Origin of the sequence: Chrysosporum bergii ANA360D (genome assembly GCF_029891735.1) — a bacterium.
GTDB classification, from domain to species: domain Bacteria; phylum Cyanobacteriota; class Cyanobacteriia; order Cyanobacteriales; family Nostocaceae; genus Umezakia; species Umezakia bergii.
On the sequence record NZ_JANQDH010000090.1, the window covers coordinates 53,756 to 77,858 of the forward strand.

The following is a 24,103-nucleotide window of genomic DNA, read 5'->3' on the forward strand; positions in this document are numbered from 1 at the left end:
ACAGGAAACCAGATACCCGCACTACAAGTTTCAACTATTACTCATAGCACTGTATATATAAAAACTGATAGCGAATTTTAGCAAAATTGGCTACGCTAGCCATGGTATGCCGATACTACAGAAGTAATATCAGGTTTGGTCTGGTATCCAGACAGTGAAAATTGAACCAGTAGCCACAGTTGATTCTACTTCAATTCGACCGCGATGAAGTTCTACAAGTTGTTTAGTTAAGGCTAAACCGAGTCCAGTTCCTTCGTAGCGGCGACGTAGTGGTGTATCGAGTTGCTGAAATTTCTCAAAGAGCAGTGGTAATTTATCTTTGGGAATGCCAATTCCTGTGTCTTCAACTTGAAAAATGGCGGTGTTATTTTCTACCCACACACGTAATGTAACGTTGCCACTTTCTGGGGTAAATTTGATGGCGTTGGTTAATAAGTTCCACAGGATTTGTTCTATTCGTTCTGCATCGGCGGTAAAGCGATCGCCCTGGGGAGTAATTTGTAAGTCTAATTGCAGATTAATTTGTTGGTTGGCGGCTTTGTTTGACAATGAATGTAAGGCGTTATGTGCAATCTCTGTGAGGGAAAATTCTGTAATGTTGAGTACGGTTTTCCCTGCTTCAATTTGGGACAAATCCAAAATGTCGTTAATCAGTTCTAATAAATGTTCTCCACTATCATGGATGGTTTGCAGATAATCCCGTTGGCGTTGACTTAACTCTCCTAAAGGCCAACGTAACAAGGTAGAAGACATCCCAATTACATAAGTTAAGGGAGTGAGCAACTCATGGCTAATAGTCGCTAAAAATTCATTTCTCAGACGGCTTGCGGCTTCGGCTGCAATTAAGGCTTCTCGTAAAGCCATTGTCCGAGAAATTACTAATTGTTCTAGGCTGCGTTTTTCTTGGGTCAGGGTGCGGGTAGCATCTTGGAGAGAGTCTGTCAACTCAGATTGATGAATTGCTATTGCTAGTTGTTCGGCGATGGCCATGAGTAAGGTTTTCTCATTTTCGGTCCAAGTTCTAGGGGTATAATATTGATGAGCAATCAGTAGCCCCCACAGTTTTTTTTCAAAGATAATGGGTGTTACTATTTTGGCTGCTATTTGGTTTTGCTGTAAAAATCTTAATAAATGTTCTTCTAGGGCATAAGTTTTTTCTACATCATCGACTACTAAGGTAAAGCCTTGCTGATATTTTTGCCAATCAGGAGAGTTTCTGTCTAAGCAGCTTTCTTCCTGGTAATACAAGGAGCTATCAGGGATGGTATCTTGAGAACAAGCTCCGTAGACAACAGAACCTACTACGGAAGATTCCTGAGTTTTAGGAGTTTCAATTTTATATATTACTAATCTATCTATTTGCAAAAATTCCCGCACTAAGTCAATAGCTGTAGCCATGATGACTGGTAAATCTAGGCTCTTGCGGATCTGAGTGGTTACTTGATTTAATAAATGCTCGCGCTGGATTCTGTTTTTTAAAACCTTTTCCAGAGTCTGACTGTTATCTGGGGGTTCTTTCTTTCCTTCCCTTGACTGGGGGATAAAATGCTCTAATAATAAAACTGTAAATTGTGTTTGGATGTGGGCATCATTGGGTTTGATGGTTTTGGCATAGCGTTCTAGATGTTGATGACTATCAGAATCACTGGCAAATAAATCCTGCATTTGGGACACAAACACAGCGATCGCCTCAGAATTAAAAGTCAAACTAGTATCAAGTCCCCCGTAATCCTCTTCGCGACCCAGCAAAAGTGCGCTAAACTGCTCAGAGATCACTAGGGTAAATTTTTGAGTTTCCCACTCCTGGGGTGTATGAGTTTTTGCTAACACAGCCTCCGTCAGGACTAATGCGGCTGTTCCCACAACTTGAGCCATTTGCTGTAATAACTCGCCAAGCTGATTAAAAACAACAAAAGACACATTTCCACAAAAACTCAAATCAGGAGAACTAAGCATTTTAGGTCTGGTAAAAAAGCACTACAGTTCAGTTAGGGGTTATCAAGATGAAAGCAAACCAAATCAAATTAAACATCCGGATTAATCGGAGTTCATGGGGGGTTAAGTCTGCTGATCTGAACCTGAATAGGAAAAATCACGATTTGCCAATAAAACAAGCAAATCAACCTGGATGTTGGATATGGCACATAGAACAGCAGAAAAAAGGGTACTTTATGAACTTGTAAACAAATCAGTGATTCAAGTTTGATCCCCACTCATCAATCAATAGTTTAAAGCAGTAAGATAAAATTATGCACCGGATTAGTGCCACACCAGGCGGATGGACATCAGAAAAATTAGTTTTTTTAGAACAGACTCCCGCGCCCATAGTATTTATCACAGCAGCTGACACAGACATTCAAACCTTAGCAGCAGCCCGTCCCCATTTACCGAAAAACTTTCCCGCCATCAGGGTGGCCAGCTTGTTGCAATTACAGCAACAAATGAGCATAGATTCCTACGCAGAAGAGGTTTTAGAATTTGCTCAAGTAATTATTTTGCGCTTGTTGGGAGGGCGTTCTTATTGGGCTTATGGTTTGGAGGTGGTGCAAGAAATAGTTAAACGTCAGGGTACAAGTTTTATTGTAATGCCTGGGGACGATGGTTTTGATGCTGATTTAATTTCTCTGTCTAATGTACCTTTAATTGCTGTTGAACAAGTAATACATTATTTCCGTGAGGGGGGAGTACAAAATATTGTTAACTCTTTTGAGTTTATCTCAGACACTTGTTTTCATACTTCCTTTCAACCCCCACTACCCCAACCGGTTCCCAGGGTTGGTTTGTATGGTAAGGAACCCACTGGACCACAGCCCAAGGTAGGCATACTTTTTTACCGCGCTCATTATCTTGCAGGGAATACTAAAGTAATTGATGCTTTATGTACAGCGCTGCTACAGCGTAATTTACAACCATTACCAGTGTTTGTTTCTTCCTTGCGAGATGCGGAAGTACAAAAACAAATAAGAGAAATTTTCCAACCGGCTAATTCTCAGCAAATCGGAGTTTTACTCAATACCACTAGCTTTTCTCTGGCCAGGTTAGAAACAGAAGCACCCCAGGTTGAATTGTGGGAAGGGTTAAATGTCCCAGTTCTACAAGTTATTCTCTGTGGCAGTAGTATAGACCAGTGGCAGTTACAATCACAAGGGCTTACCCCGCGAGATATGGCTATGAATGTAGCACTACCGGAGGTAGACGGGCGGATTATTACTCGCGCCGTTTCCTTTAAGGCTATACAAACTCGCAATGCTGACTTAGAAACTGATGTGGTGGTTTATGAACCCCAGAGCGATCGCGTTGAATTTGTAGCAGATTTAGCGATAAATTGGGTAAATTTACGCTCCCAAACTCCCCAACAGCGCCGGGTAGCCTTAATATTAGCCAACTACCCCAATAATAATAGTAGATTAGCCAATGGAGTAGGATTAGACACCCCAGCTAGTTGTATAGAAATCATCAAAGCACTACATAGAGCAGGGTATAAAATAGACAATCCTCCCCAAAGTGCAGATGAACTAATCCACCGCCTAACAACCAGTATTACCAATGACCCAGAAAGTAAAGAAAATCGCCCAGTGCTACAAAGCTTGACAAAAGCTGAGTATCAAGAATATTTTGCCACCCTACCCCCAGAAGTACAGCAACAAATCACCGCCACATGGGGTACTGAGGCAGAAAATATGGATCATGATTTTCCCATACCTGGTATTCAAATCGGCAATATTTTTGTTGGCATTCAACCACCACGGGGTTATGAAACTGACCCAAGCTTAAACTACCATGCGCCAGATTTGGTTCCCACTCATAATTATTTGGCTTTTTATTATTGGGTGAAAAAATGTTTTCATGCCCATGCTGTTGTTCACGTAGGTAAGCATGGTAATTTAGAATGGCTACCGGGTAAAAGTGTGGCTTTGTCTAATACTTGTTATCCGGAAATAGCTCTGGGAGCTATTCCCCATTTTTACCCTTTTATAGTGAATGACCCCGGGGAAGGGTCTCAAGCCAAGCGTCGCGCTCAAGCTGTGATTATAGATCATCTCACTCCACCCATGACGAGGGCGGAACTTTATGGACCTCTACAACAACTAGAAAACTTAGTTGATGAATATTATGAGGCGGAAAGTTTAGATCCAGGACGTTTACCGGCTATTCGTGAGCGCATTCGTGAATTAGTCATCCAAGAAAATCTTTACCAAGATTTGGGAATTGATCAAGAAGCTGATATTTTAAAATTTGAATCGGTGATTTTAAATTTTATCGGCGGCTATCTTTGTGAGTTAAAAGAAGCACAAATTCGCGACGGGTTACATATTTTTGGTCAGGTTCCCCAAACAACACAATTACGAGATTTAATTGTCGCCATCGCTCGCCTTCCTAACCGCTATGGTGCAGGAATTACCCAAACTCTCGCCACACAATGGGGTTTAGACTTCGACCCCTTGACAACAGACTTTAAAACTCAACTATCACAAAACCACAAACAGATTTTAGCTACCAAAACTGAAAACATCTGTCGCACTGTGGGGGATGCTGTGGAAATCCTAGAAATACACGCAGCCCAATTAGTAGAACAACTCCTCACCAGCGACACCCCAGCCCCTCCGTCTCTAGACTGGGTTAAATACAAACTCCTCCCGGCTATACAGCAAACTGAAGCAGAAATTACTAATTTACTCCACGGGCTTGATGGTGATTATATTCCCAGCGCTCCATCAGGCGCACCTACAAGGGGAAGACTGGAAGTTCTACCCACGGGAAGAAACTTTTATGCTGTTGACATTCGCGCTATCCCCACAGAAACTGCTTGGGATGTGGGAAGGAAAGCAGCAGAAAACCTGATTGAGTGCTACACCCAAGAACATGGAGAATATCCCCAAACTTTGGGTTTATCTTTGTGGGGGACTGCTACCATGCGGACTGGTGGTGATGATATTGCTGAAGCTTTAGCCCTGCTGGGGGTTCGTCCGGTGTGGGATGGTGCAGCCCGACGGGTGGTGGATTTTGAAATTTTGCCTTTGAGTTTTTTGGGTCGCCCTAGGGTGGATGTTACTTTGCGAGTTTCTGGCTTTTTTAGGGATGCTTTTAGCAATTTAATTGATTTATTTCAGCAAGCTGTGGAGGCTGTGGGGTCTTTGGAGGAATCTTGTGAGTATAATCCCTTGGCTGCAAGGGTTAAAGAAGATACTATTTTTTGGTTGAACCAGGGTGACAGTGAGGATGTGGCAAAAATGCGATCGCTATACCGGGTTTTTGGTTCTCAACCTGGTGCTTATGGGGCGGGACTGCAAGGACTTATGGCTTCCCAAAACTGGGAGGATGATCAAGACCTAGCCCGTGCTTACATTAATTGGAGTTGCTACGCCTACTCTAGCGCTAATTCTCCCACAGATTCGGGGGATTTAGTGGGTATTTCTGCTCCTGAAGCTTTTAAGCAACGCCTAACACAAATGCAGGTAGTTTTACATAACCAAGATAACCGGGAACATGATCTGCTTGACTCTGATGATTATTATCAATTTCAAGGTGGTTTAACAGCTGCTGTGCGATCGCTCCAAAACAAAAATCCCCAGATTTATTTTGGCGATAATTCCTGTCCTGCTCAACCACTTGTTCGCCCATTAAAACAAGAAATTGCCAGGGTGTATCGTTCTCGTGTGGTTAATCCTAAATGGATTAAAGGAATGATGCGCCACGGTTATAAAGGAGCTTTTGAGATGGCGGCGACGGTAGATTTTTTGTTTGCTTATGATGCAACCGCTCAATGTGTGGAAGACCATATGTATGAAGGTGTAATGCGGGCTTATTTATTAGATCCTGTAGTTAGCCAGTTTATACAAGATAAAAATCCTTGGGCTATGCGTGATATTGCCGAGAAATTACTGGAAGCACACCAGCGTAAATTGTGGCAAGATGTTAAGACACAGACATTAGAAACTCTGCGAAATCTGGTGCATGAGGCTGAGGCTACTATTGAAGAAAAATAGTTGCTTGGGGAAACAGATATGGATAATTTGGCTTATTTACACCTAGCTGATGCTTATGAAAACAGCTTTTCTGGTGAACCGGTTTGTTTTAGTTCTTTATTGAATAAGACTACAGCACCAGACTGGAAAAGCTTTTCTGGTGGAACTTGGCAGTATATATTGCCTGTAGTTCTGGCTTTGTCTATTTTCGGTTCAGTCAGCAGCGTATCAGCCTTAGAACGAGGAGATCAGGGACCTTCTGTGAAGCATCTGCAAGCGCAACTGCGACAAGTGGGTTTTTTCCCAGCCGACATCACAGGAGTATATGATTTTCATACAGAAAATGCCGTCCGACGTTTCCAAAAAGCTCATGGTTTAATGATTGATGGCATTGTGGGGATAAAAACACAGCAAACATTAGAAAACCTCCTCACACAACAAAGTATTAAGCCTCCTTTAGCTGAAAAAACTTTTCCCACTGTTAATAGTAGTGGTTTGGAGGTTCCCCAACTCACCAGAGCCAGTACACCTTTTGCCCATGTTAAAGATAACAGTCCACAAGCAATAACTGGCAGTGAGGGAAAAGTGTCTGCTGTGGTAACTAAAACCATACGTCAAAATCCCCACTCGTTTGTTAAGGGAGATGAGGGGGAACAAGTGAGGGTTTTACAAGAACGGCTAAGAGTCGCAGGTTTTTACTCTGGTAACGCCACAGGAGTGTTCGGACCTATTACAGAAGAAGCTGTGAAACGGTTCCAAAAAGCTCATCAATTAGAGGTTGATGGCGTGGTTGGTTTAGCCACACTCAGGAAATTACCTCCCGTGGGTGTGGGTGGGGAAGTCACTTCTGGGACAGAAACTGTTAAGGATGATTATCTAACTATTGGCCATCGGGGTGAGGCTGTTAGGTTGCTGCAAAAATATTTGATCCAGGCCGGGTATTTGCATGGAACAGTAAACGGGTATTTTGGGGCATATACTGCTAATGCTGTACGTCGGTTTCAAGGGGATCATGATTTGCCTGTTAGTGGTATTGCCACTCCTGCCACTATTGCTCAATTGTATAGTTTAATCAATACTGCTCCTTGTGGTGAGTTGGGGGTGATGGAAATTCAAAGGCGATTACAAAATAAGGGTTTTTATCAGGGTAGTGTTAATGGTGTGCTGACTGGTGAAACTAAGAAAGCTATTCACCAGGCTCAGGAGTTTTATGGCATCAGTATTAGTGATGTTGGGGGGGAGTTTTAGGTGTTTTTTTTTGGTTTTATCCAGTTGCTACAAAGGCATTAGTGCCCGTTGGCATCTAGGACATACTGCATGGATTGTCATTTGACAGTCTAGCAGGTGAAACCCCTCTTTTTGAGCAGTTTTTGCGCCTATTTTTAAAATAGAATCGTTTTTAAATTCAATGGTAGCGTTACATTTAACGCAAATGAGATGGTGGTGATGATGGGGGTAGGGCTGGTTAATTTCGTAATGTTTATGACCTTCCCCTAATTCTAACTCCCGTAAAATACCCATACGTGCCATCAGTTTCAAGGTCCGATAGATGGTTGAAAGACTGATCCCTTCCCCTTCACTTTCTAAGCGCTGATAAAGATCCTCGGCGCTGAGGTGTTCACCTTGCGGAAGTTCCTGGAAAATGTGTAAAATTGTTTCTCGTTGGGGAGTTAAACGCCAACCGCGATCGTTTAGTTCTGCCTTGAGTGAAGTAGATGTGTAAACAGCCATACTAGTTTTTCTCAACAAAGCTCATTAATTGAGAATATAGCAAATGTTGGGGACAATTTGCAACAATCATATCTTATTGCGAATATTTATTAAATTCAGGGCTTCTGAGCAATGATCTGACTTAGCCGGAGATCCCCTGGTTAAGTTAAAGATTCTAAATAATCGCGGACCATATTGCGGCGTTTGGGCTGGCGGAGTTTCTGCAATGCTTTAGATTCAATTTGTCGGACTCTTTCTCTCGACAAGTCAAGAGCGCGACCAATTTCCGCTAATGAGTAAGAATGACCATCGGACAAACCAAAACGCATGAGAATCACATCCCGTTCGCGGCTGGTTAAATCTAACAACAAACGATACAAATCTTTTTGTAAGGATTCTCGCATCAACACATCTTCTGGGCTAACGCTGTCAGTTTCTAGCAATTCTCCTAACTCTGTATCTTTATCTTTGCCAACTTTTGTGTCTAAAGAAACAGAACGGGGTACTTTAAGCAAGACCTCCCGCACCTGAATTGGTGTCATTTCTAACTCAACTGCTAGGTCTTCCAGGGTGGGAGTGTAGCCTTTTTCTTGAGCAATTTTGCGTTGAGCTTTTTTAATTTTGTTCAGCTTTTCTGTTATGTGAACAGGTAGGCGAATTGTCCGACTGGAAGTAGCGATCGCCCGGGTAATTCCCTGACGAATCCACCAGTAAGCGTAAGTACTAAAGCGATATCCTTTAGTGGGGTCGAATTTTTCTACTGCTCTTTCTAAACCCAAAGTCCCTTCTTGAACTAAATCTAATAGTTCTAAACCACGATTTTGATATTTTTTAGCAATGGAGACTACCAAGCGCAAATTGGCTTTAATCATATGTGCTTTGGCTTGAAGTCCTTGGCTCTGTACTTGCTCTAGTTCTTCTAGTGTTAACTTGGCAATTTCTGCCCAGCGTCGCTTACCATGAGCTAAGGTTGGTTTCAGATCCGGTAAATTGACCCCAGCAGTAGTAGCCCACCTTTCTAAAGAAGGGCGGTGTCCTAGTTCTGATGTTAAACGCTCTTGAACTTCAATTAATTTTAAAAATGGGGTAACGATTTCATCACCTCGCTTTGCGGCTTGGGCTAGTATATTCCGCATCCGCAAATATCGCTGTACTTTTTGTGCTTCGGCAACTTCTTCATCTCGTCCTAAAAGTCGAACTCGCCCAATTTCCTGAAGATATAAACGTACTAAATCAGTACTTCTACGGTTACTGTTTGGGCTATCAATGGCAGCTGTTTCTAACTCCTGAATATCATCTAGGGATAACTCACCATCATCAACCGTTAATTCTGTGTCCCAAGCCTGGCGGTACTTTTTGGCTTTCAAACCGCTATCTGTGTGAAAAGATGTTGCTGACATAAGGTCGTCTCAATGGCTCCAGGTAACAATAGATTACGGTCAGATAATTAACTGTTGCTATTGTTCCCGTGATTCAATATGAACTAACACGGTAGAGTTTTTCAGTAAAGTTTTCAAAAAAAACATACTGATGTTTTCTAACACTAATACCAGGTTTTGTTGGTTTAACGTTAGAATTGAACCAATAGCTATTCAAATCTATATCTAGGGTTTATATGAAAAATTACTAACTCAGCATTTTCATATTATTTAACGAGATTGATCATTATTGATGACTACTTTGTAAAAATGATGGTTATCATTGGTATAGTCACATCTACAAGGGCATAAAAGTAATATCCAGAAAATTTCTGATTTTTTTCTCAGGAATATTGGCGAATAATCACAAGTTATCATCTGTGGTGATTCATTTACTAATATTTACTTAGAAAAAATGTCAAAATAAATTACTTTCATTGAGATTTAATACTTAGTTATACTCCGGCTTGATATCTCGTAACATTAATTCCTCTAATGCTTGTCGGGGGGTAATTTCTCCTTGCAGTAAGCGATAAACTTGCTCAGTGATGGGCACGGTAATACTGTGGTGCTGGGCGTGTCTTAATAAGACTCGGCAAGTGTTCACACCTTCGGCTGTTCCTGGTAAGTCAGCAAGAACTTCTGTTAGGGTTTTACCACTAGCCATTTGATAACCCACCTGGTAGTTACGACTGAGAGGACTGTTGCAAGTTGCTAACAAGTCCCCTAGACCGGATAAACCATAAAATGTTTCTGTATTTGCCCCCCAACTTCTGCCAATACGAATTATTTCTGTGAGTCCACGGGTAACTAAGGCGGCTTTGGCATTAGTGCCTAGATGTAAGCCGTCACAAACACCAGCAGCGATCGCCATAATATTTTTTAATGTCCCCCCTAGTTCTACCCCTATGGGGTCGGGATTTGTGTATACCCGGAAACAAGGAGAAGAAAATACCATCTGCACAAGTTCTGCCGCTGCTTGGTTTTGACTGGCCACTACAGTTGCTGCTGGTAATGATTGTTCAATTTCTTTTGATAGATTAGGACCTGATAAAACCACTACCGGATGATGGGGGAAAGCTGTTTGCCAAATTTGGGAGGGTGTCAAGGTAGTTTGAGGATCTAAGCCTTTTGTAGCCGTGACAAAAATTGTGGTTGGCGACAGGGGAAATGATTGTACTTGAGAGGCTACTTCCCTCACCCCTTGCATAGAGATGGCTGATAACAATATTTGGGCATTTTGTAAAACTGTTTGTAAAGTTTGCCCTCCCCGACGCGACCACAACCGCACTTGATGACCATTTGCTGTGGCTAAATTGGCTAAAGCTACACCCCAAGCCCCTGCACCCAAAATTGCTATGGTAGTTTTTTGCACCGCGATCATAGTTGGTTAATATCAATCAGATAGTATCAGGTATCTGGCGGGGGTAGCGTTCCATTAATGCTCTGACTTCTTCTGCATGATAGGAACTGCGAGTTAATGGTGAAGAAACAACTTGTAAAAATCCGATTTGTTCACCAAATACCTGCCAAGTGGCAAACTGTTCTGGGGTGATAAAGTTATTAACTTGTAAGTGCTTTTGACTTGGTTGCAGGTACTGCCCAATCGTCAAAATATCACAATCTACACTTCTTAGGTCTTGCATAACTTGACGGATTTCGTCGTCAGTCTCACCTAAGCCCGCCATTATACCTGATTTGGTGTATACATGGGGAGCAATTTGGCGCGATCGCTTGAGTAATTCTAGACTGCGCTGGTAATTGCCTTGGGGACGCACCCGACGATATAAGCGCTCAATAGTTTCTGTATTATGGTTAAGTACTTCTGGGGCGGCTTGTAAAATAATTTCTAAAGCATTCCAATTACCGCACAAGTCAGGAATCAACACTTCTACTGTGGTTTGGGGTGAAACACTGCGTACTGCTTCAATACACTTGACAAACTGACTAGCACCACCATCTGGTAAATCATCCCGATTAACAGATGTAATTACTACATGATTAAGTTTCATCCGGCGCACAGCTTCCGCCAGTCGGGTTGGTTCTTTGGGGTCTAGGGGTTGGGGTTTTTTTTCAAAGTCAATATCACAGTAAGGGCAGGCACGGGTACAAGCCGGACCCATAATTAAAAATGTAGCAGTGCCTGCTTGGAAGCACTCACCTATATTAGGACAAGAGGCTTCCTCACAAACTGTATTCAGTCCCAAATCCCGCAGAACCTCTTTAACTGCGCCAACTCGCTCCCACTGGGGGGCTTTTACTCGCAACCACTTGGGTTTAACACTCACCATTTACTTTGATTTTGATAATATGATGCAAGTCTCATGGTAGCAAGTAAACCTGTGAGTTGATGAATTTTGATTATTTATGATATAATCACAGGAGGGTAATTTTAACGGGATGTAGCGCAGCTTGGTAGCGCACTTCGTTCGGGACGAAGGGGCCGCTGGTTCAAATCCAGTCATCCCGATTTGTTTGGAAGATGGCGATTGGCTTCGCCAGTGCCGTAGGCGATGACATCTCTTGATGAACTCTGGGACATCCTCATTACTGAAGATGAAGGCGTAAAAATAGAAGCAAAAAAAGGCTCAGAAGTGAGTAAAAGTTGCTGGGAAACCATCAGCGCATTTTCTAATGAACCCAGTCTAGGAGGGGGTTATCTGATACTGGGGATCAAATCACCAAACGAAAGTAAAACTAATAACTATGAAATTGAAGGAATAGCAGATCCTGACAAAATAAAACAACAATTAGCTACCCAATGCACACAAATCTTTAATATTACTATTCGTCCCCAGATAGAAACTGCTACCAAGGAAGGAAAAATTGTAATTGTTGCTTTTATTCCTGAAGTTCAACCCTCTGAAAAACCTGTTTATATTACTAGCAGAGGACTTCCCAAGGGCGCATTTAGACGCACCGCTTCAAGCGATCAAAAATGCACTGAGAGAGATATGGAACTGTTTTATAAAGAACGCAACGCCCAAACCTACGACACTACAACTATCCCAGATGCTACCCTTGATGATGTAGATCCAGAAGCGATCGCCGCTTACCGCAGACAAAGACAAGACGTAAACCCCAACGCCAGCGAACTCAATTACGATGATCAGAGATTACTTTTTGCCCTCAATGCGATCACCAAAAATCCTAACCAAAAAGGAGAATACTGCCTCACCTTTGCCGGATTAATCTTATTCGGAAATGCGATCACCCTACGACGTTACTTTCCGATGCACCGTATAGATTACATCCTTGTAGAAGGTAAGGAATGGGTTTCAGATCCTGATAAGCGTTATCAAAGTATCGAAATCCGTGAACCCCTATTATTAGCCATTCCCAAATTAATCACACTTGTTCTTAACGATATCCCCAAAGCCTTTGGCCTCGCAGAAAACGAAATTCACCGCAGAGAAACCCCACTTATTCCCCGTAAAGTAATCCGAGAGGCGATAGTTAACGCTGTCATGCACCGTAACTATCGAGAACGGAGTCCCATCCAGATTATCCGCTTCTCTGATCGTTTAGAAATTCGTAATCCTGGTTATTCTCTCAAACCGACAGATGAATTTGACCAACCAGGATCAAAAACTCGTAACGAACAAATTGCCGCAGTTCTCCATGAAATAAATTTGGCAGAGACAAAAGGATCTGGAGGTAACGTTATGTTAGAGAAAATGCGAGAAGCCAACTTAACCCTGCCTTTATTTGTTTCTAATCGGGATAGAGATGATTTTCATGTTACCCTTTTTACCCATCATCTCCTAGACGGAAATGATCTTGAATGGCTGACACAATTTAAAAACTATGGATTAAGTAATGATGAAGCCAAAGCACTCGTCGTCTTAAGACAAATGGGAATGATTAATAATTTAATTTACCGTAAAAGCAATGATTGTGATACTCTCACCGCCAGTGACCATCTGAGACGCTTACGGGATAGCGGATTACTGGTACAAGAACGCAAAGGATCAGCCACTTACTACACCCTTAACCCTCAGTTTCTATCAACAGAAAAATCAGAGGTAGATAACTTTAATCTAGACAGTAGTACAGTTGAGGAAGAAATCTTATCTGGACAGTCCTCAACTCCTAATCTGGACAGTAGTACAGTTGAGGAAGAAATCTTGTCTGGACAGTCCTCAACTCCTAATCTGGACAGTAGTAAACTTACACATGAACAACTGAGCCTTGATTTATTTTCTCCTACAAAAAAGGAATCTTTACAAGACAGATTAGCAAAAATAGGTGCAAGAACTCAACCACAAGAAATTAAAAATTTAATCCTTGAATTGTGTGAAATACAACCTCGCTCATCCAATGAATTAGCATCTTTATTAAACAGAAATAAAAAATATTTATTAGATAAATATTTAAAACCTTTAATTGATGATGGTTTGCTTGAATATACTAATCCTGAAAACCCAAATGATCCTCATCAGACTTATCGCACTGTTCAAAAATAAATCATATATTTATCCGCATTATGCCTAAATCTGGAGAACAAAAGCTCATTCAAAGCAAGCCGCATTCTCACCTATACCCAATAAATATGAGCGTCATGAAGATAAGTATTTTATTCCAATTGCTCAAAAATACAGAATGATTATGGATTTAGATGATCGGAGAAATAAGAACTATGGAGAGTGGTACACCGATTCTAACCCATTATCATTGGATAAACTTAAATGGTTTGTGGGCTAGGTTTAAGTACACAAGCCACTCAAACACACGGCATGAAGCCGACGTTCACCCACAACTACATAGTATCATTTATATTAAAAACTTGCAAATAGTGTTGTAAAATGATATCAGTAAATCTTACTGTCAATCATATTGGCAACTATCGCCTAATTTATCTACTGTGCTGGCAATATGAATTACACCACACATAACGCTATAGTTAATTTTATCTGGGGCATTGCTGACGATGTGCTAAGAGATGTCTATGTACGGTGAACATACAGAGATGTTATTTTATCTATAACTGTACTGCGGCGGTTGGATTGTTTACTAGAACCCAGTAAAGATGAGGTACTTAAGCTTTATCAACAATTAAAGGCGGGAGATTTTGGACTAAATGCGATCGCTCGAGAACTGCCAATAAAATCAGGTTATGTATTTTATAATACCTCTAACTTCACATTTAAAACTCTGAAAGTACCTCTATCCAATGTGGAGACTAGGTGGGGCGATCACTTTGTCCCATTGTCTGATATTCTGGAATTTGCTCCCTTGTTATTTTTTGGACTATGCAAGTTAAAAGACAACCCATTTATCAGTTCCTAGAAGGCAGAAATAAAAGTTTTGTCATCCCTGTATATCAAAGAGATTATGCCTGGAAAGTCAACAACTGTAAAAAGCTGTGGGAAGATATTATCTATTTGCAAGATTCTGGTAAGCGCAGTCATTTTCTAGGAGCTTTAGTTAACATATACAACCATCAAGACGAATGGATGGTGATCGATGGACAGCAAAGACTAACTACCATTTCCTTACTATTGTTGGCTTTAGCCAATTACTTGAAAGACACACAAAATCAAACATCATCAGAAGCAGATTTACAAGAAGATATCTTAAATGACTACTTAATTAACAAAAGATGTACAGACAAGTCACAACGGATTAGGTTAAAGCCTAACACGAAAGATAAATCTTACTTTCAAAGCTTATTTGATAACTTAGATATTCAAAAGAATGATTCAAATATTATTCAAAACTATCTATTTTTTTATGATAAAATATCTAGTTGCCCTATTTCAGTACATGATATATTTGAACTGTTCAAAAAATTAGAAATTGTCCATATTGAGCTTGAGAAGGATATTGATGACCCCCAATTAATTTTTGAGAGCTTAAATTCCACTGGAGTTGATTTAACAGATGGAGATTTAATCAGAAATTATATTCTCATGGGTTTAAGTCAATCAGACCAAGAACAGCTTTATAATAACTATTGGACAAAAATCGAACAGCTTTCTGGTAATGTAGCCGATTTTATTCGTGTATTCTTGATATACACTTTGCACAAAGATATTACACAAAGTAAAAGGGCTGTTTATAATGAATTTAAGCAATATTCTAAAAATCAATTTTCCCGAGATAGTTCTAGTATCCTCCAACATCTCCTCAAGTATGCTCAAATTTATAGCTACTTTGTCAATACCTCCCAGCATCCTCATAAAGACATCAATAAGGCTCTCCATCGGTTACATTGCCTAGAGTTTACAGTATGTCATCCCTTTCTCATGGATGTATTTGACTTATTTAATCAAGGTGTTCTAGGTGCGTCTGATGTCCAGGCTATCATTCAACTAATAGAAAGTTATGCTTTTAGAAAAATCTTAGTGAACAATTCAACCCAAGGACTAAATAAATTCTTTCTCACATTATCGAAAGAAATTAAGAAAGAACCTACTTGGGAAAAAAAATATTTTGATATTATGTCCTTTATCATTAAAAACAAGTCTGCTAGTCTCAAATTCCCATCTGACAAAGAATTTAAAGAAACACTTATCTATAAAGAAGTTTATAAGTTAACTCCTAAGAACAGAGACTTTCTCTTTGAAAGCCTAGAGCATTATGACGCTCCTTATATTAATATTCAGGACTTGACAATTGAACATATTATGCCCCAGAAACTCACTCCTAAATGGAAACAGGTTTTAGGAGATAAGTATTCAGAAATTCATGGCAAATATTTACATACTCTGGGTAATTTGAGTTTAACAGCAAAAAATAGTAGCTTATCTAATAAAGACTTTAAGAGTAAACAGAAAATTGACTATGAAACCAGTAAGATAAGTTTAAGTTGTGAATTAAAAAATATTGAAGAGTGGAATGAAAACTCTATTGTCAACCGGGCTAATGTACTAGCAGAAAAAGCAGTTAAAATATGGAAGTATCCAGAATCAAGTTTTACTAAAGATGTTGAGGAAGATAAAATTTATGACTTGAATAAAGAAATAGACTTTCGTGGGACTAAGCCTAAAACTTTAGTTGTAGGAGAGGATAAATATAAAATCAAAACCTGGCGAGAGGTAGTGAAAAAAATCTGTGAAATTTTGTTCAATGAATCTCCAACAGAATTTAAGTCAATCATGACTAGTGCAGAACTAAGTCGATACTTTTCCAATCAGAAAGACAATTCAAAATTAAGATCACCCATAGAATTTACAGATTTATATTTTGTGGAAAGTCATGGAAGTTCTAATTATATTGTCGCTTTCTGCTGTAAATTATGTGAGAAATTAGATTTTAATATTGAAAACATTTCTATAGAAATCTTTTAATTGCAGAATAAATTGATGCTTATAGGAGAGGGGAATGAAAATAGTTATAGATACTAATATTTTAGTATCTGCGGGAATTTCTGGTAAAAAAACAGAATATATTATTGCTTGGATTATCTCTCAACGAAGCTAAAAAACCCGATTTACCGGATACAGAAGGTTTAGCACAGGCGAAAAAATACGCCGAAAAATTAAAAACTCGCTTTGGGGCTATTCCCTTTGAGGATAAAAGCAGTACGTAGAAAGCCCGATACTATAAACCTGGGTGCGACAAAATCATCATTAAAAATCAACAACGCCAAATAAACCTACACCTGTGAGCTTAAATGCTGGCTACTGTCAGCACACCACCGGGAATATATCATGAAGGAATTAAACAAAGTTAACCAAACGTTACTTATTTTATCATCTCTAACGGCTGAAACCCCTATGATTACGTTAATTTGTAAAAAAAATTGTAAAAAAATTAATTTATAGCTTTACATATGTTATTGTTTGTATTATCTTAATGTTGTGTGTTGTGTTGTACTTTTAATATGCCCACCCAGTTTTCAGGAGCCACTGAAAGGGTGTGGAAAAAGTCTTGGGCGAACATAGTTCCCTGATACACAAGCAATATCCTCCAAGCCTGGAGTAACGAAAAAGCCAAATTTTTAACTTGCGTAAGTTATCTTCCCAGAAAAAACTTATCACTGCGAGAATTGCAGTTATGAGACGGACAGGGATCTAAATACCGCAATTGATTTATCGCGTTTGGCTAAGGCGTGAAAGCTTACGGAGGGATAACTGCTCCCATGCTCCCGTTGAAGTAAGAAGTAAAGTCTAGCTTTGTCTAGGTTTTAGATAGCAGGTAAACTTCCTATAAGTCCACTGTGATTCTCAGCAAAATAGAATAGACGAATTTAGCGACATAGGGTTTGATAGTAATGCTAAGAAACAGCGAACTAAAGGTTAATCAAGGTTCTAATCTTAAATTAAAGATTGGAGATCAGGTCTACAAAGATTTTTTCAATATAGGACTTTTACGGAACCTTACTATGGGGAAGCCTCTAGGTTAAACTTAGGGGAATACATCTGATTTCAGATGATCTTTCCACAGTCCAGGTCAACAATCCCTAAAGGACAAGTGCGAGTATGATGGCAATATATTGCTAGTGGGACTAGTTGACTAGTTCAGAAGTAGCCTCCAATTTGAGGTAAACCCGTCTACAGAATTTATTCAAATGAATGGTGTTGTTAAATGACAATACCAGTCAGCAATAAACTTTAGCTTTTTGACCAAAAGCCTGTTTTTTCATGCCTTTTATCTGAAGTTTGACTTCCAGATAAAAAAAAGTATGGAAGTAAATCGCAAATATCAGCAAATCTGACAGTTTTTTTACTGAAAATAAGGTGAACTAAAATGAACAACGTGCAAGCATCCTTCGCCGCTACAGAAACCGCATTTCATGTGCAAGGTTACGAAAAAATAGACTTTAGTCTTGTCTATGTCAATGGTGCATTTAACGTTGAAAACAACGAACTTGCGGACACTTACAGCAAATTCGGACGTTGCTTAACCGTAATTGATGCCAATGTCTATGAACTGTATGGCGAGGAAATCAGATCATACTTTAAGCACTATGGTATTGATCTGACAGTGTTTCCCATCATCATCACGGAGCCAGATAAAACCTTAGCAACTTTTGAAAAAATTGTTGATGCTTTTGCTGACTTTGGCTTAGTTCGCAAAGAACCAGTTTTAGTTGTTGGTGGTGGTCTAATTACTGATGTAGCTGGGTTTGCCTGCGCTGCTTATCGTCGTAAGAGTAATTATATCCGCATTCCTACTACTCTGATTGGTTTAATTGATGCGGGGGTAGCAATTAAGGTAGCAGTTAATCACCGCAAGTTGAAAAACCGCCTGGGAGCATATCACGCACCTTTAAAAGTAATTCTGGATTTCTCATTTTTGAAAACCTTGCCAACTTCTCAAGTTCGCAATGGTATGGCAGAGTTGGTGAAAATTGCTGTAGTTTCTAACTCAGAAGTGTTTGAACTCCTATACAAATATGGGGAAGAACTGCTTTATACACACTTTGGACACGTCAATGCTACACCTGAAATCAAAGAGATTGCCCATAAGGTAAACTACAAAGCCATCAAAACCATGCTAGAGTTGGAGACTCCTAACCTGCATGAAATAGACCTTGATCGCGTTATTGCCTACGGTCACAGTTGGAGTCCTACTTTAGAATTAGCTCCTCGTGTACCCCTCTATCACGGTCATGCGGTGAATATAGATATGGCTTTATCTGCAACCATTGCAGCCAAACGCGGCTACATTCCCACCACAGAGCGCGATCGCATTTTAGACTTAATGAGTCGCATAGGTTTATCACTAGATCATCCCCTGTTAGAGGAAAACTTGCTGTGGGATGCTACCCAATCTATCACCCTAACACGCGATGGTAAACAACGCGCTGCCATGCCTCGCCCCATCGGTGAATGCTTCTTTGCCAATGACTTAACTCGTGAAGAACTGACTGAGGCTTTAGGTGAACACAAACTTCTTTGTGCTAAATATCCTCGCGGTGGAGAAGGGGTTGACGCATACATTCACGGTCAAGAAGCCCAACTGTTAGGGGTGTAAAGCCATGACAAATGTTGTAGAAAAACCAACAGCCAGACCCATAACCCCACATGGCATTTTAGTAGCTTTGCTACAAAAAGCCCTGAAGTTAGCTGAAGAAAATCATATTTCCCCAGAAATATTAGATTCTCTAGGCCAAAGCTTTGAATTAGCGAAGGGTTTAGATCCTTATTTGGATGATTACACTACCCCTGAATCTGGCGCATTAACAGCGTTGGCGCAAAAAACCAGTCAAGAAGATTGGGGTAAACGCTTTAATGATCATGAAACAGTACGTCAACTAGAGCAAGAAATGCTCTCAGGACATCTGGAAGGACAGACATTAAAAATGTTTGTTCACATGACTAAAGCCAGGCGCATTTTGGAAGTAGGAATGTTCACTGGATACTCAGCTTTGGCTATGGCGGAAGCACTACCTAAGGACGGACAGCTGATAGCCTGCGAAGTTGACCCTTATGTGGCGCAGTTTGCTCAAAATTGCTTTAGTGAGTCTCCCCACGGTCAAAAAATCCTAGTGGAAGTAGCACCAGCTTTAGACACACTCCAGAAATTAGCAGCCAAGAAAGAATCATTTGATTTGATTTTCATTGATGCTGATAAAAAAGAGTATGTGCAATACTTCCAAACCATTTTAGACCATGACCTACTCACCACCGATGGGTTAATCTGTGTGGATAACACCTTGTTGCAAGGACAGGTTTATTTACCGCCAGAACAACGCAGCGCCAACGGTGAAGCCATCGCCCAGTTTAACCGTGTTGTTGCTGCTGATCCTCGTGTAGAGCAAGTTTTGTTACCTGTGCGAGACGGTATCACTTTAATTAGACGGGTGGCGTAATTTTAAGTAGGGTGGGTTATCAAAGCAACACACCCTACATCATTTGTGGCTACACAGTAGCTTCTATTTTCCTTAGTTACCAAAATTTATGGCACAATCAATTTCTTTATCTCTGGCAAAATCCAAAACCTCATCAACCAGTGTCAAGGTAAAGTTAGTAACTTTGTTTCAAACTCTCGCTACTCTGATATTATTATTAATAGCCTTGCCCTTCAACGCCTTGATAGTATTGCTGTCTTTACTGTGGGGTGTTGTGCTGTGGCCGTTTAAGAAAAAAGTTGTAGCCGCTCATCCTCAAACTATCATGGTGAGTGGGGCTAAGATGACTAAAGCACTGCAACTTGCCCGCTCCTTCCATGCTGCGGGACACCGAGTTATTTTAATTGAAACTCACAAATACTGGTTATCTGGACATAGATTTTCTCAGGCTGTCAGTGCTTTTTATACAGTACCCGCACCAGAAACAGACCCAGAAAGCTACATTCAGGCGTTAGTAGACATCGTTAAAAAAGAAAAGGTTGATGTTTATGTGCCTGTGTGCAGTCCCGTGGCTAGTTACTACGACTCTCTAGCAAAACCTGCATTATCACAATACTGCGAAGTTTTTCACTTTGATGCAGATGTTACCAAAATGCTAGATGATAAGTTTGCCTTTACTGAATTGGCGCGATCGCTTGGTTTATCTGTACCTAAATCTTTTAAAATCACAGATCCCCAACAAGTAATTAACTTTGACTTTAGTCAAGAAACTCGCAAGTATATCTTGAAAAATATTGCTTACGACTCAGTTCGTCGGCTAAACTTAACCAAACTACCTTGTGAGACAACAGAACAAACAGCAGCATTTGTCAATAGTTTACCCATCAGTCCAGAAAACCCTTGGATTATGCAAGAGTTTATTCCTGGTCGGGAGTTATGCACACACAGCACGGTGCGGAATGGAGAATTAAGACTGCATTGCTGTTCTAACTCTTCCGCATTTCAAATCAACTACGAAAATCTAGAAAATACCCAAATTCGTGAATGGGTGGAACGCTTCGTCAACAGTTTAGGACTAACTGGACAAGTTTCCTTTGACTTTATCCAAGCTTCAGACGGTACAGTTTACGCCATTGAATGTAACCCCCGTACCCATTCAGCCATTACCATGTTTTATAATCATCCTGGTGTGGCTGATGCCTATCTTGGTAAAACCCCCCAACCGGCCCCCCTAGAACCTTTAGCCAACAGCAAGCCAACTTACTGGTTATATCACGAAATTTGGCGGTTAACTGGTATCCGTTCTTGGCAACAATTACAAACATCCCTACATACCTTACTGCGCGGCACTGATGCCATTTTCCGCCTCCATGACCCCATACCATTTTTAACTCTACACCATTGGCAGATTCCCTTACTTTTACTCAAAAATCTGCAACAACTCAAAGGATGGGTAAAAATAGATTTCAACATTGGAAAACTGGTGGAGTTAGGCGGAGATTAGTAAATTATCTTTCCGGACCAGAACCAATCTTATTTGGTGAAACACACAATTATTACGCTTACTACACATAAATCATGCCCATACTTCGTATTCTTCATTTAGTTGGCTCCGCACACAATGATTTTTACTGCAATTTGTCCCGCCTTTATGCCCAAGACTGCTTAGAAGCAACAGCAGAGCGATCGCGGTATGATTTTTACATAGCATACATTACACCAGATGGGCTGTGGCGTTTTCCTCCTTCTGTCAGTCGAGAAGATATCGCTGCAACCAAACCCATGTCTGTGGTTGATGCTATCAAGTTTATCAGTGAACAAAACATTGACCTGGTACTACCACAAATGTTTTGTATTCCCGGAATGACCCACTACCGCGCCTTATTCGACCTGCTGAACATTCCTTACATAGGTAACACAGCAGATGTAATGGCAATAGCCAGCCACAAAGCCACAACCAAAGCAATAGTAGCCGGAGCAGGGGTAAAAGTACCCCAGGGAGAATTGCTACGCCCTGGAGATGTACCCACAATTACACCACCAGTAATTATCAAACCCAGCAAATCTGACAATTCTTTAGGGGTAACACTAGTCAAACAAGCCAGTGACTACCAACCAGCCTTACAGACAGCATTTAAATATGCAGATGAGGTCATTGTGGAAAAATTTATTCAACTCGGTCGAGAAGTGAGGTGTGGAGTCCTGGTTCAAGATGGGGAGTTAGTAGGTTTACCCTTGGAAGAATATAAATTAGATCCTCACCACAAACCCATCCGCAGCTATGCTGATAAACTCAAAGAAACAGATGATGGTAATTTAACTTTTAGCGCCAAAGATCATCAAAAATCTTGGATTGTAGATATTACCGACCCCATTACGGCCAAAGTTCAGGAAGTAGCTAAAAACTGTCATCAAGCTTTGGGGTGTCGCCACTACAGTTTATTTGACTTCCGCATCGACCCGGAGGGACAACCTTGGTTTTTAGAAGCTGGGTTATACTGTTCCTTTGCCCCTAAAAGTGTGATTTCCACCATGGCTAAAGCAAAAGGTATACCTCTAGATGAGTTATTTTACACCGTTGTTAAGCAAACATTAGCAAACCATCACTCAATCAATTTCCGTTGTTAACCATTGCCACTCAGTTACTACATTATTAGGAATCTTGAGAATTAATGTTTTTCCGCCTTTAATTGGCAGATAAAGTTTTAGTGCATCAGTGGTTGGCAACTGTGGTAAAATATTTGTCAAATCATACTCCCCCACATTAGGTGCAGGTGCTGCCAAAGCATATACATCAGATGCAGCCAGCAGCTTTCCTGATACCGTTTCAATTTCTAATGTTTGGGGGTGCGCCACTTCTACAACACCAGGAAACCCCACTAGGCGTAATTTTAATTCTTGAATTGGGAGGTTGTAATTTTGTTTAAACAGCACCACCTGCCAAGAATAGCCTTTTTCATCTTTAATTGATACTTGGGAGTGGTAGCGCAAAACACCAGGGGCATCATGATGTTGTCGCAGTACCGCCTGGGCTGATTGTACATCCCATCCGCCAAAACTCAAAGCTACAACAATGAATAAAGCCCAACACTGGCAATATTGCCAAAATTTTCGCTTCAGGTGAGACATACTCTCAACTTCCCTAATTAATAGAAGTTAGTTAAATATTTAAGTCCCGCAAAGCCAGACGAATTTGCTCTACACGTCTCCGGTTAACACCCAGATCTGATTCTCCAATGCGAGATGCTGAACGGACATGAATCACAGACTCATGAGCAGGTAGATAAAACTCCACATCATCCACAAATTTAAAAATGCGGCTTTTAGACAAAGCATGAATATAATTATCTGTTTGTTCTATCACCTCTGTACGGGGAACAACATTGATAACTTGCAGTAAAATTCCCCGTGCTGTGTCCCTGTCCACATGATAAGTAATCGGTTCAATGGCGTGTTTAGCATCAGCCCTTTGGCTAACAACACAATTATTACTAGGAGGACAAGAACTCAGATAACCGTTATTAACTCCCAAATTAAAGGACTCAGCCCAGGTGGGAGCGGAAAATATTAAACCACTGATCAACGTCAGGAACATAACAAAAGTAATCATTGGCCAGAGTGGCTTTGTCACGGCTTTCACTACAGGAGACATAAGCAAATTATTTACTTTACAGTTTAATTACCACTTTATTATCTTCCATGATTTTGGCTACTGGCCGTATATTTTTCTTGGTTTAATTGCTTGGGCGGGATTTCCCCCATAAATAGTCATGGGTTCTAATGATTTAACAGCCACTCCCCCCATAGTTAATACAGCACCTCTAGCAACAGTAACTCCAGGTCCAATAACTGATTTAGCTCCAATCCAACAACCCGCCTCAATGTCAATAGGAGCAATTTTTAACTCAAAGTTAAGATCATTCCAATTATGATTACCAGTACAGAGATACACCCCTTGAGATATGCAGGCATGACTGCCTATAGTTATATCAGCCAAATTATCTATCCAAGCATTTTCACCAACCCAGACATAATCACCCAGAGTTAACCGCCAGGGAAACTTGACCCGCACTCCCGGTTTAATGCGGACACCATCACCAACGGTAGCTCCGAACATTCGTAGTATTTTCACCTTAGCAGATGAAATAGGAAGCCAATAACTCTCCACTAAAGGAGAACCAATAAAGTACCATAACAGCTGTTTCCAATAGGGAGCGCCGGGAGTATAGTCGCCAAGGTTGTATTTATCTAGCCGCATAATCTGGCTT

16 protein-coding genes, 1 tRNA gene and 2 pseudogenes are annotated in these 24,103 nt (G+C 40.6%); 11 read left to right on the forward strand and 8 right to left on the reverse strand.

Annotated elements, in window-relative coordinates; translation table 11 throughout:
- Positions 1-129: 129 nt before the first annotated feature.
- Complete coding sequence (locus NWP17_RS13395) at positions 130-1,956, reverse strand: GAF domain-containing sensor histidine kinase (RefSeq protein ID WP_280655392.1); 1,827 nt, start codon at positions 1,954-1,956, stop codon at positions 130-132.
- A gap of 293 nt (positions 1,957-2,249) precedes the next feature.
- Here NWP17_RS13395 and cobN point away from each other — a divergent pair, with 293 nt between their 5' ends.
- A complete protein-coding gene (gene cobN, locus NWP17_RS13400) occupies positions 2,250-5,987 on the forward strand; it encodes a cobaltochelatase subunit CobN (RefSeq protein ID WP_280655393.1) in 3,738 nt (1,245 codons plus the stop codon).
- Between the two features lie 18 nt (positions 5,988-6,005).
- The gene (locus tag NWP17_RS13405; protein WP_280655394.1) at positions 6,006-7,214 is read left to right on the forward strand and encodes a peptidoglycan-binding protein; all 1,209 of its coding nucleotides are present in this window, start codon (positions 6,006-6,008) and stop codon (positions 7,212-7,214) included.
- 27 nt (positions 7,215-7,241) lie between these two features.
- On the opposite strand, the gene NWP17_RS13410 is transcribed toward NWP17_RS13405, so the two are convergent.
- The 4 genes from NWP17_RS13410 to lipA all read right to left on the reverse strand — a co-directional run bounded on the left by NWP17_RS13410 (position 7,242) and on the right by lipA (position 11,382).
- Entirely contained in the window at positions 7,242-7,697 is a 456-nt protein-coding gene (locus tag NWP17_RS13410; RefSeq protein ID WP_280655395.1) for a ferric uptake regulation protein, read from the reverse strand.
- Between the two features lie 140 nt (positions 7,698-7,837).
- Positions 7,838-9,076 (reverse strand): RNA polymerase sigma factor SigC, encoded by a 1,239-nt coding sequence (sigC, locus tag NWP17_RS13415; RefSeq protein ID WP_280655396.1) that lies wholly within the window; start codon positions 9,074-9,076, stop codon positions 7,838-7,840.
- Positions 9,077-9,545: 469 nt separating this feature from the next.
- Positions 9,546-10,469 carry an NAD(P)H-dependent glycerol-3-phosphate dehydrogenase gene (locus NWP17_RS13420; protein ID WP_280655454.1) on the reverse strand — a complete coding sequence of 308 codons (924 nt, stop codon included), beginning with the start codon at positions 10,467-10,469 and terminating at the stop codon, positions 9,546-9,548.
- Positions 10,470-10,494: 25 nt separating this feature from the next.
- Positions 10,495-11,382, reverse strand: a complete 888-nt coding sequence (lipA, locus tag NWP17_RS13425; RefSeq protein ID WP_280655455.1) for a lipoyl synthase — start codon at positions 11,380-11,382, stop codon at positions 10,495-10,497.
- A 108-nt stretch (positions 11,383-11,490) separates the two neighbouring features.
- Between lipA and NWP17_RS13430 the strand changes: the two genes are divergently transcribed.
- From NWP17_RS13430 to NWP17_RS13470, 9 genes and pseudogenes are all read left to right on the forward strand, one after another.
- A tRNA-Pro gene (locus tag NWP17_RS13430) sits at positions 11,491-11,564 on the forward strand.
- A 43-nt stretch (positions 11,565-11,607) separates the two neighbouring features.
- Entirely contained in the window at positions 11,608-13,560 is a 1,953-nt protein-coding gene (locus NWP17_RS13435; protein WP_280655397.1) for an ATP-binding protein, read from the forward strand.
- Positions 13,561-14,065: 505 nt separating this feature from the next.
- Positions 14,066-14,383: pseudogene (locus NWP17_RS13440) on the forward strand (type I restriction-modification system subunit M N-terminal domain-containing protein); the annotation flags it as partial.
- Entirely contained in the window at positions 14,347-16,386 is a 2,040-nt protein-coding gene (locus tag NWP17_RS13445) for a DUF262 domain-containing protein (RefSeq protein WP_280655398.1), read from the forward strand. The pseudogene NWP17_RS13440 and the gene NWP17_RS13445, both read left to right, overlap by 37 nt.
- Positions 16,387-16,499: 113 nt before the next feature.
- Positions 16,500-16,592 (forward strand): annotated as a pseudogene (locus tag NWP17_RS13450) (type I restriction endonuclease subunit R); the annotation flags it as partial.
- Between the two features lie 1,196 nt (positions 16,593-17,788).
- Positions 17,789-19,018 carry a sedoheptulose 7-phosphate cyclase gene (locus NWP17_RS13455; RefSeq protein WP_280655400.1) on the forward strand — a complete coding sequence of 410 codons (1,230 nt, stop codon included), beginning with the start codon at positions 17,789-17,791 and terminating at the stop codon, positions 19,016-19,018.
- Positions 19,019-19,022: 4 nt separating this feature from the next.
- Entirely contained in the window at positions 19,023-19,856 is an 834-nt protein-coding gene (locus NWP17_RS13460; protein WP_280655401.1) for an O-methyltransferase, read from the forward strand.
- Positions 19,857-19,944: 88 nt separating this feature from the next.
- Complete coding sequence (locus NWP17_RS13465) at positions 19,945-21,339, forward strand: ATP-grasp domain-containing protein (RefSeq protein ID WP_280655402.1); 1,395 nt, start codon at positions 19,945-19,947, stop codon at positions 21,337-21,339.
- Between the two features lie 74 nt (positions 21,340-21,413).
- Entirely contained in the window at positions 21,414-22,463 is a 1,050-nt protein-coding gene (locus NWP17_RS13470; protein ID WP_280655403.1) for a D-alanine--D-alanine ligase family protein, read from the forward strand.
- Here the strand turns inward: NWP17_RS13470 and NWP17_RS13475 are convergent.
- From NWP17_RS13475 to NWP17_RS13485, 3 genes are read right to left on the reverse strand one after another with little or no spacing between them, the layout of a single operon-like run.
- The gene (locus NWP17_RS13475; RefSeq protein WP_280655404.1) at positions 22,443-22,964 is read right to left on the reverse strand and encodes a DUF3122 domain-containing protein; all 522 of its coding nucleotides are present in this window, start codon (positions 22,962-22,964) and stop codon (positions 22,443-22,445) included. The two genes, NWP17_RS13470 and NWP17_RS13475, sit on opposite strands and share 21 nt — an antisense overlap.
- Positions 22,965-22,995: 31 nt before the next feature.
- Entirely contained in the window at positions 22,996-23,487 is a 492-nt protein-coding gene (locus NWP17_RS13480; RefSeq protein ID WP_280655405.1) for a DUF1499 domain-containing protein, read from the reverse strand.
- Between the two features lie 57 nt (positions 23,488-23,544).
- Positions 23,545-24,093 carry a WcaF family extracellular polysaccharide biosynthesis acetyltransferase gene (locus NWP17_RS13485; RefSeq protein ID WP_280655406.1) on the reverse strand — a complete coding sequence of 183 codons (549 nt, stop codon included), beginning with the start codon at positions 24,091-24,093 and terminating at the stop codon, positions 23,545-23,547.
- Positions 24,094-24,103 lie beyond the last annotated feature (10 nt).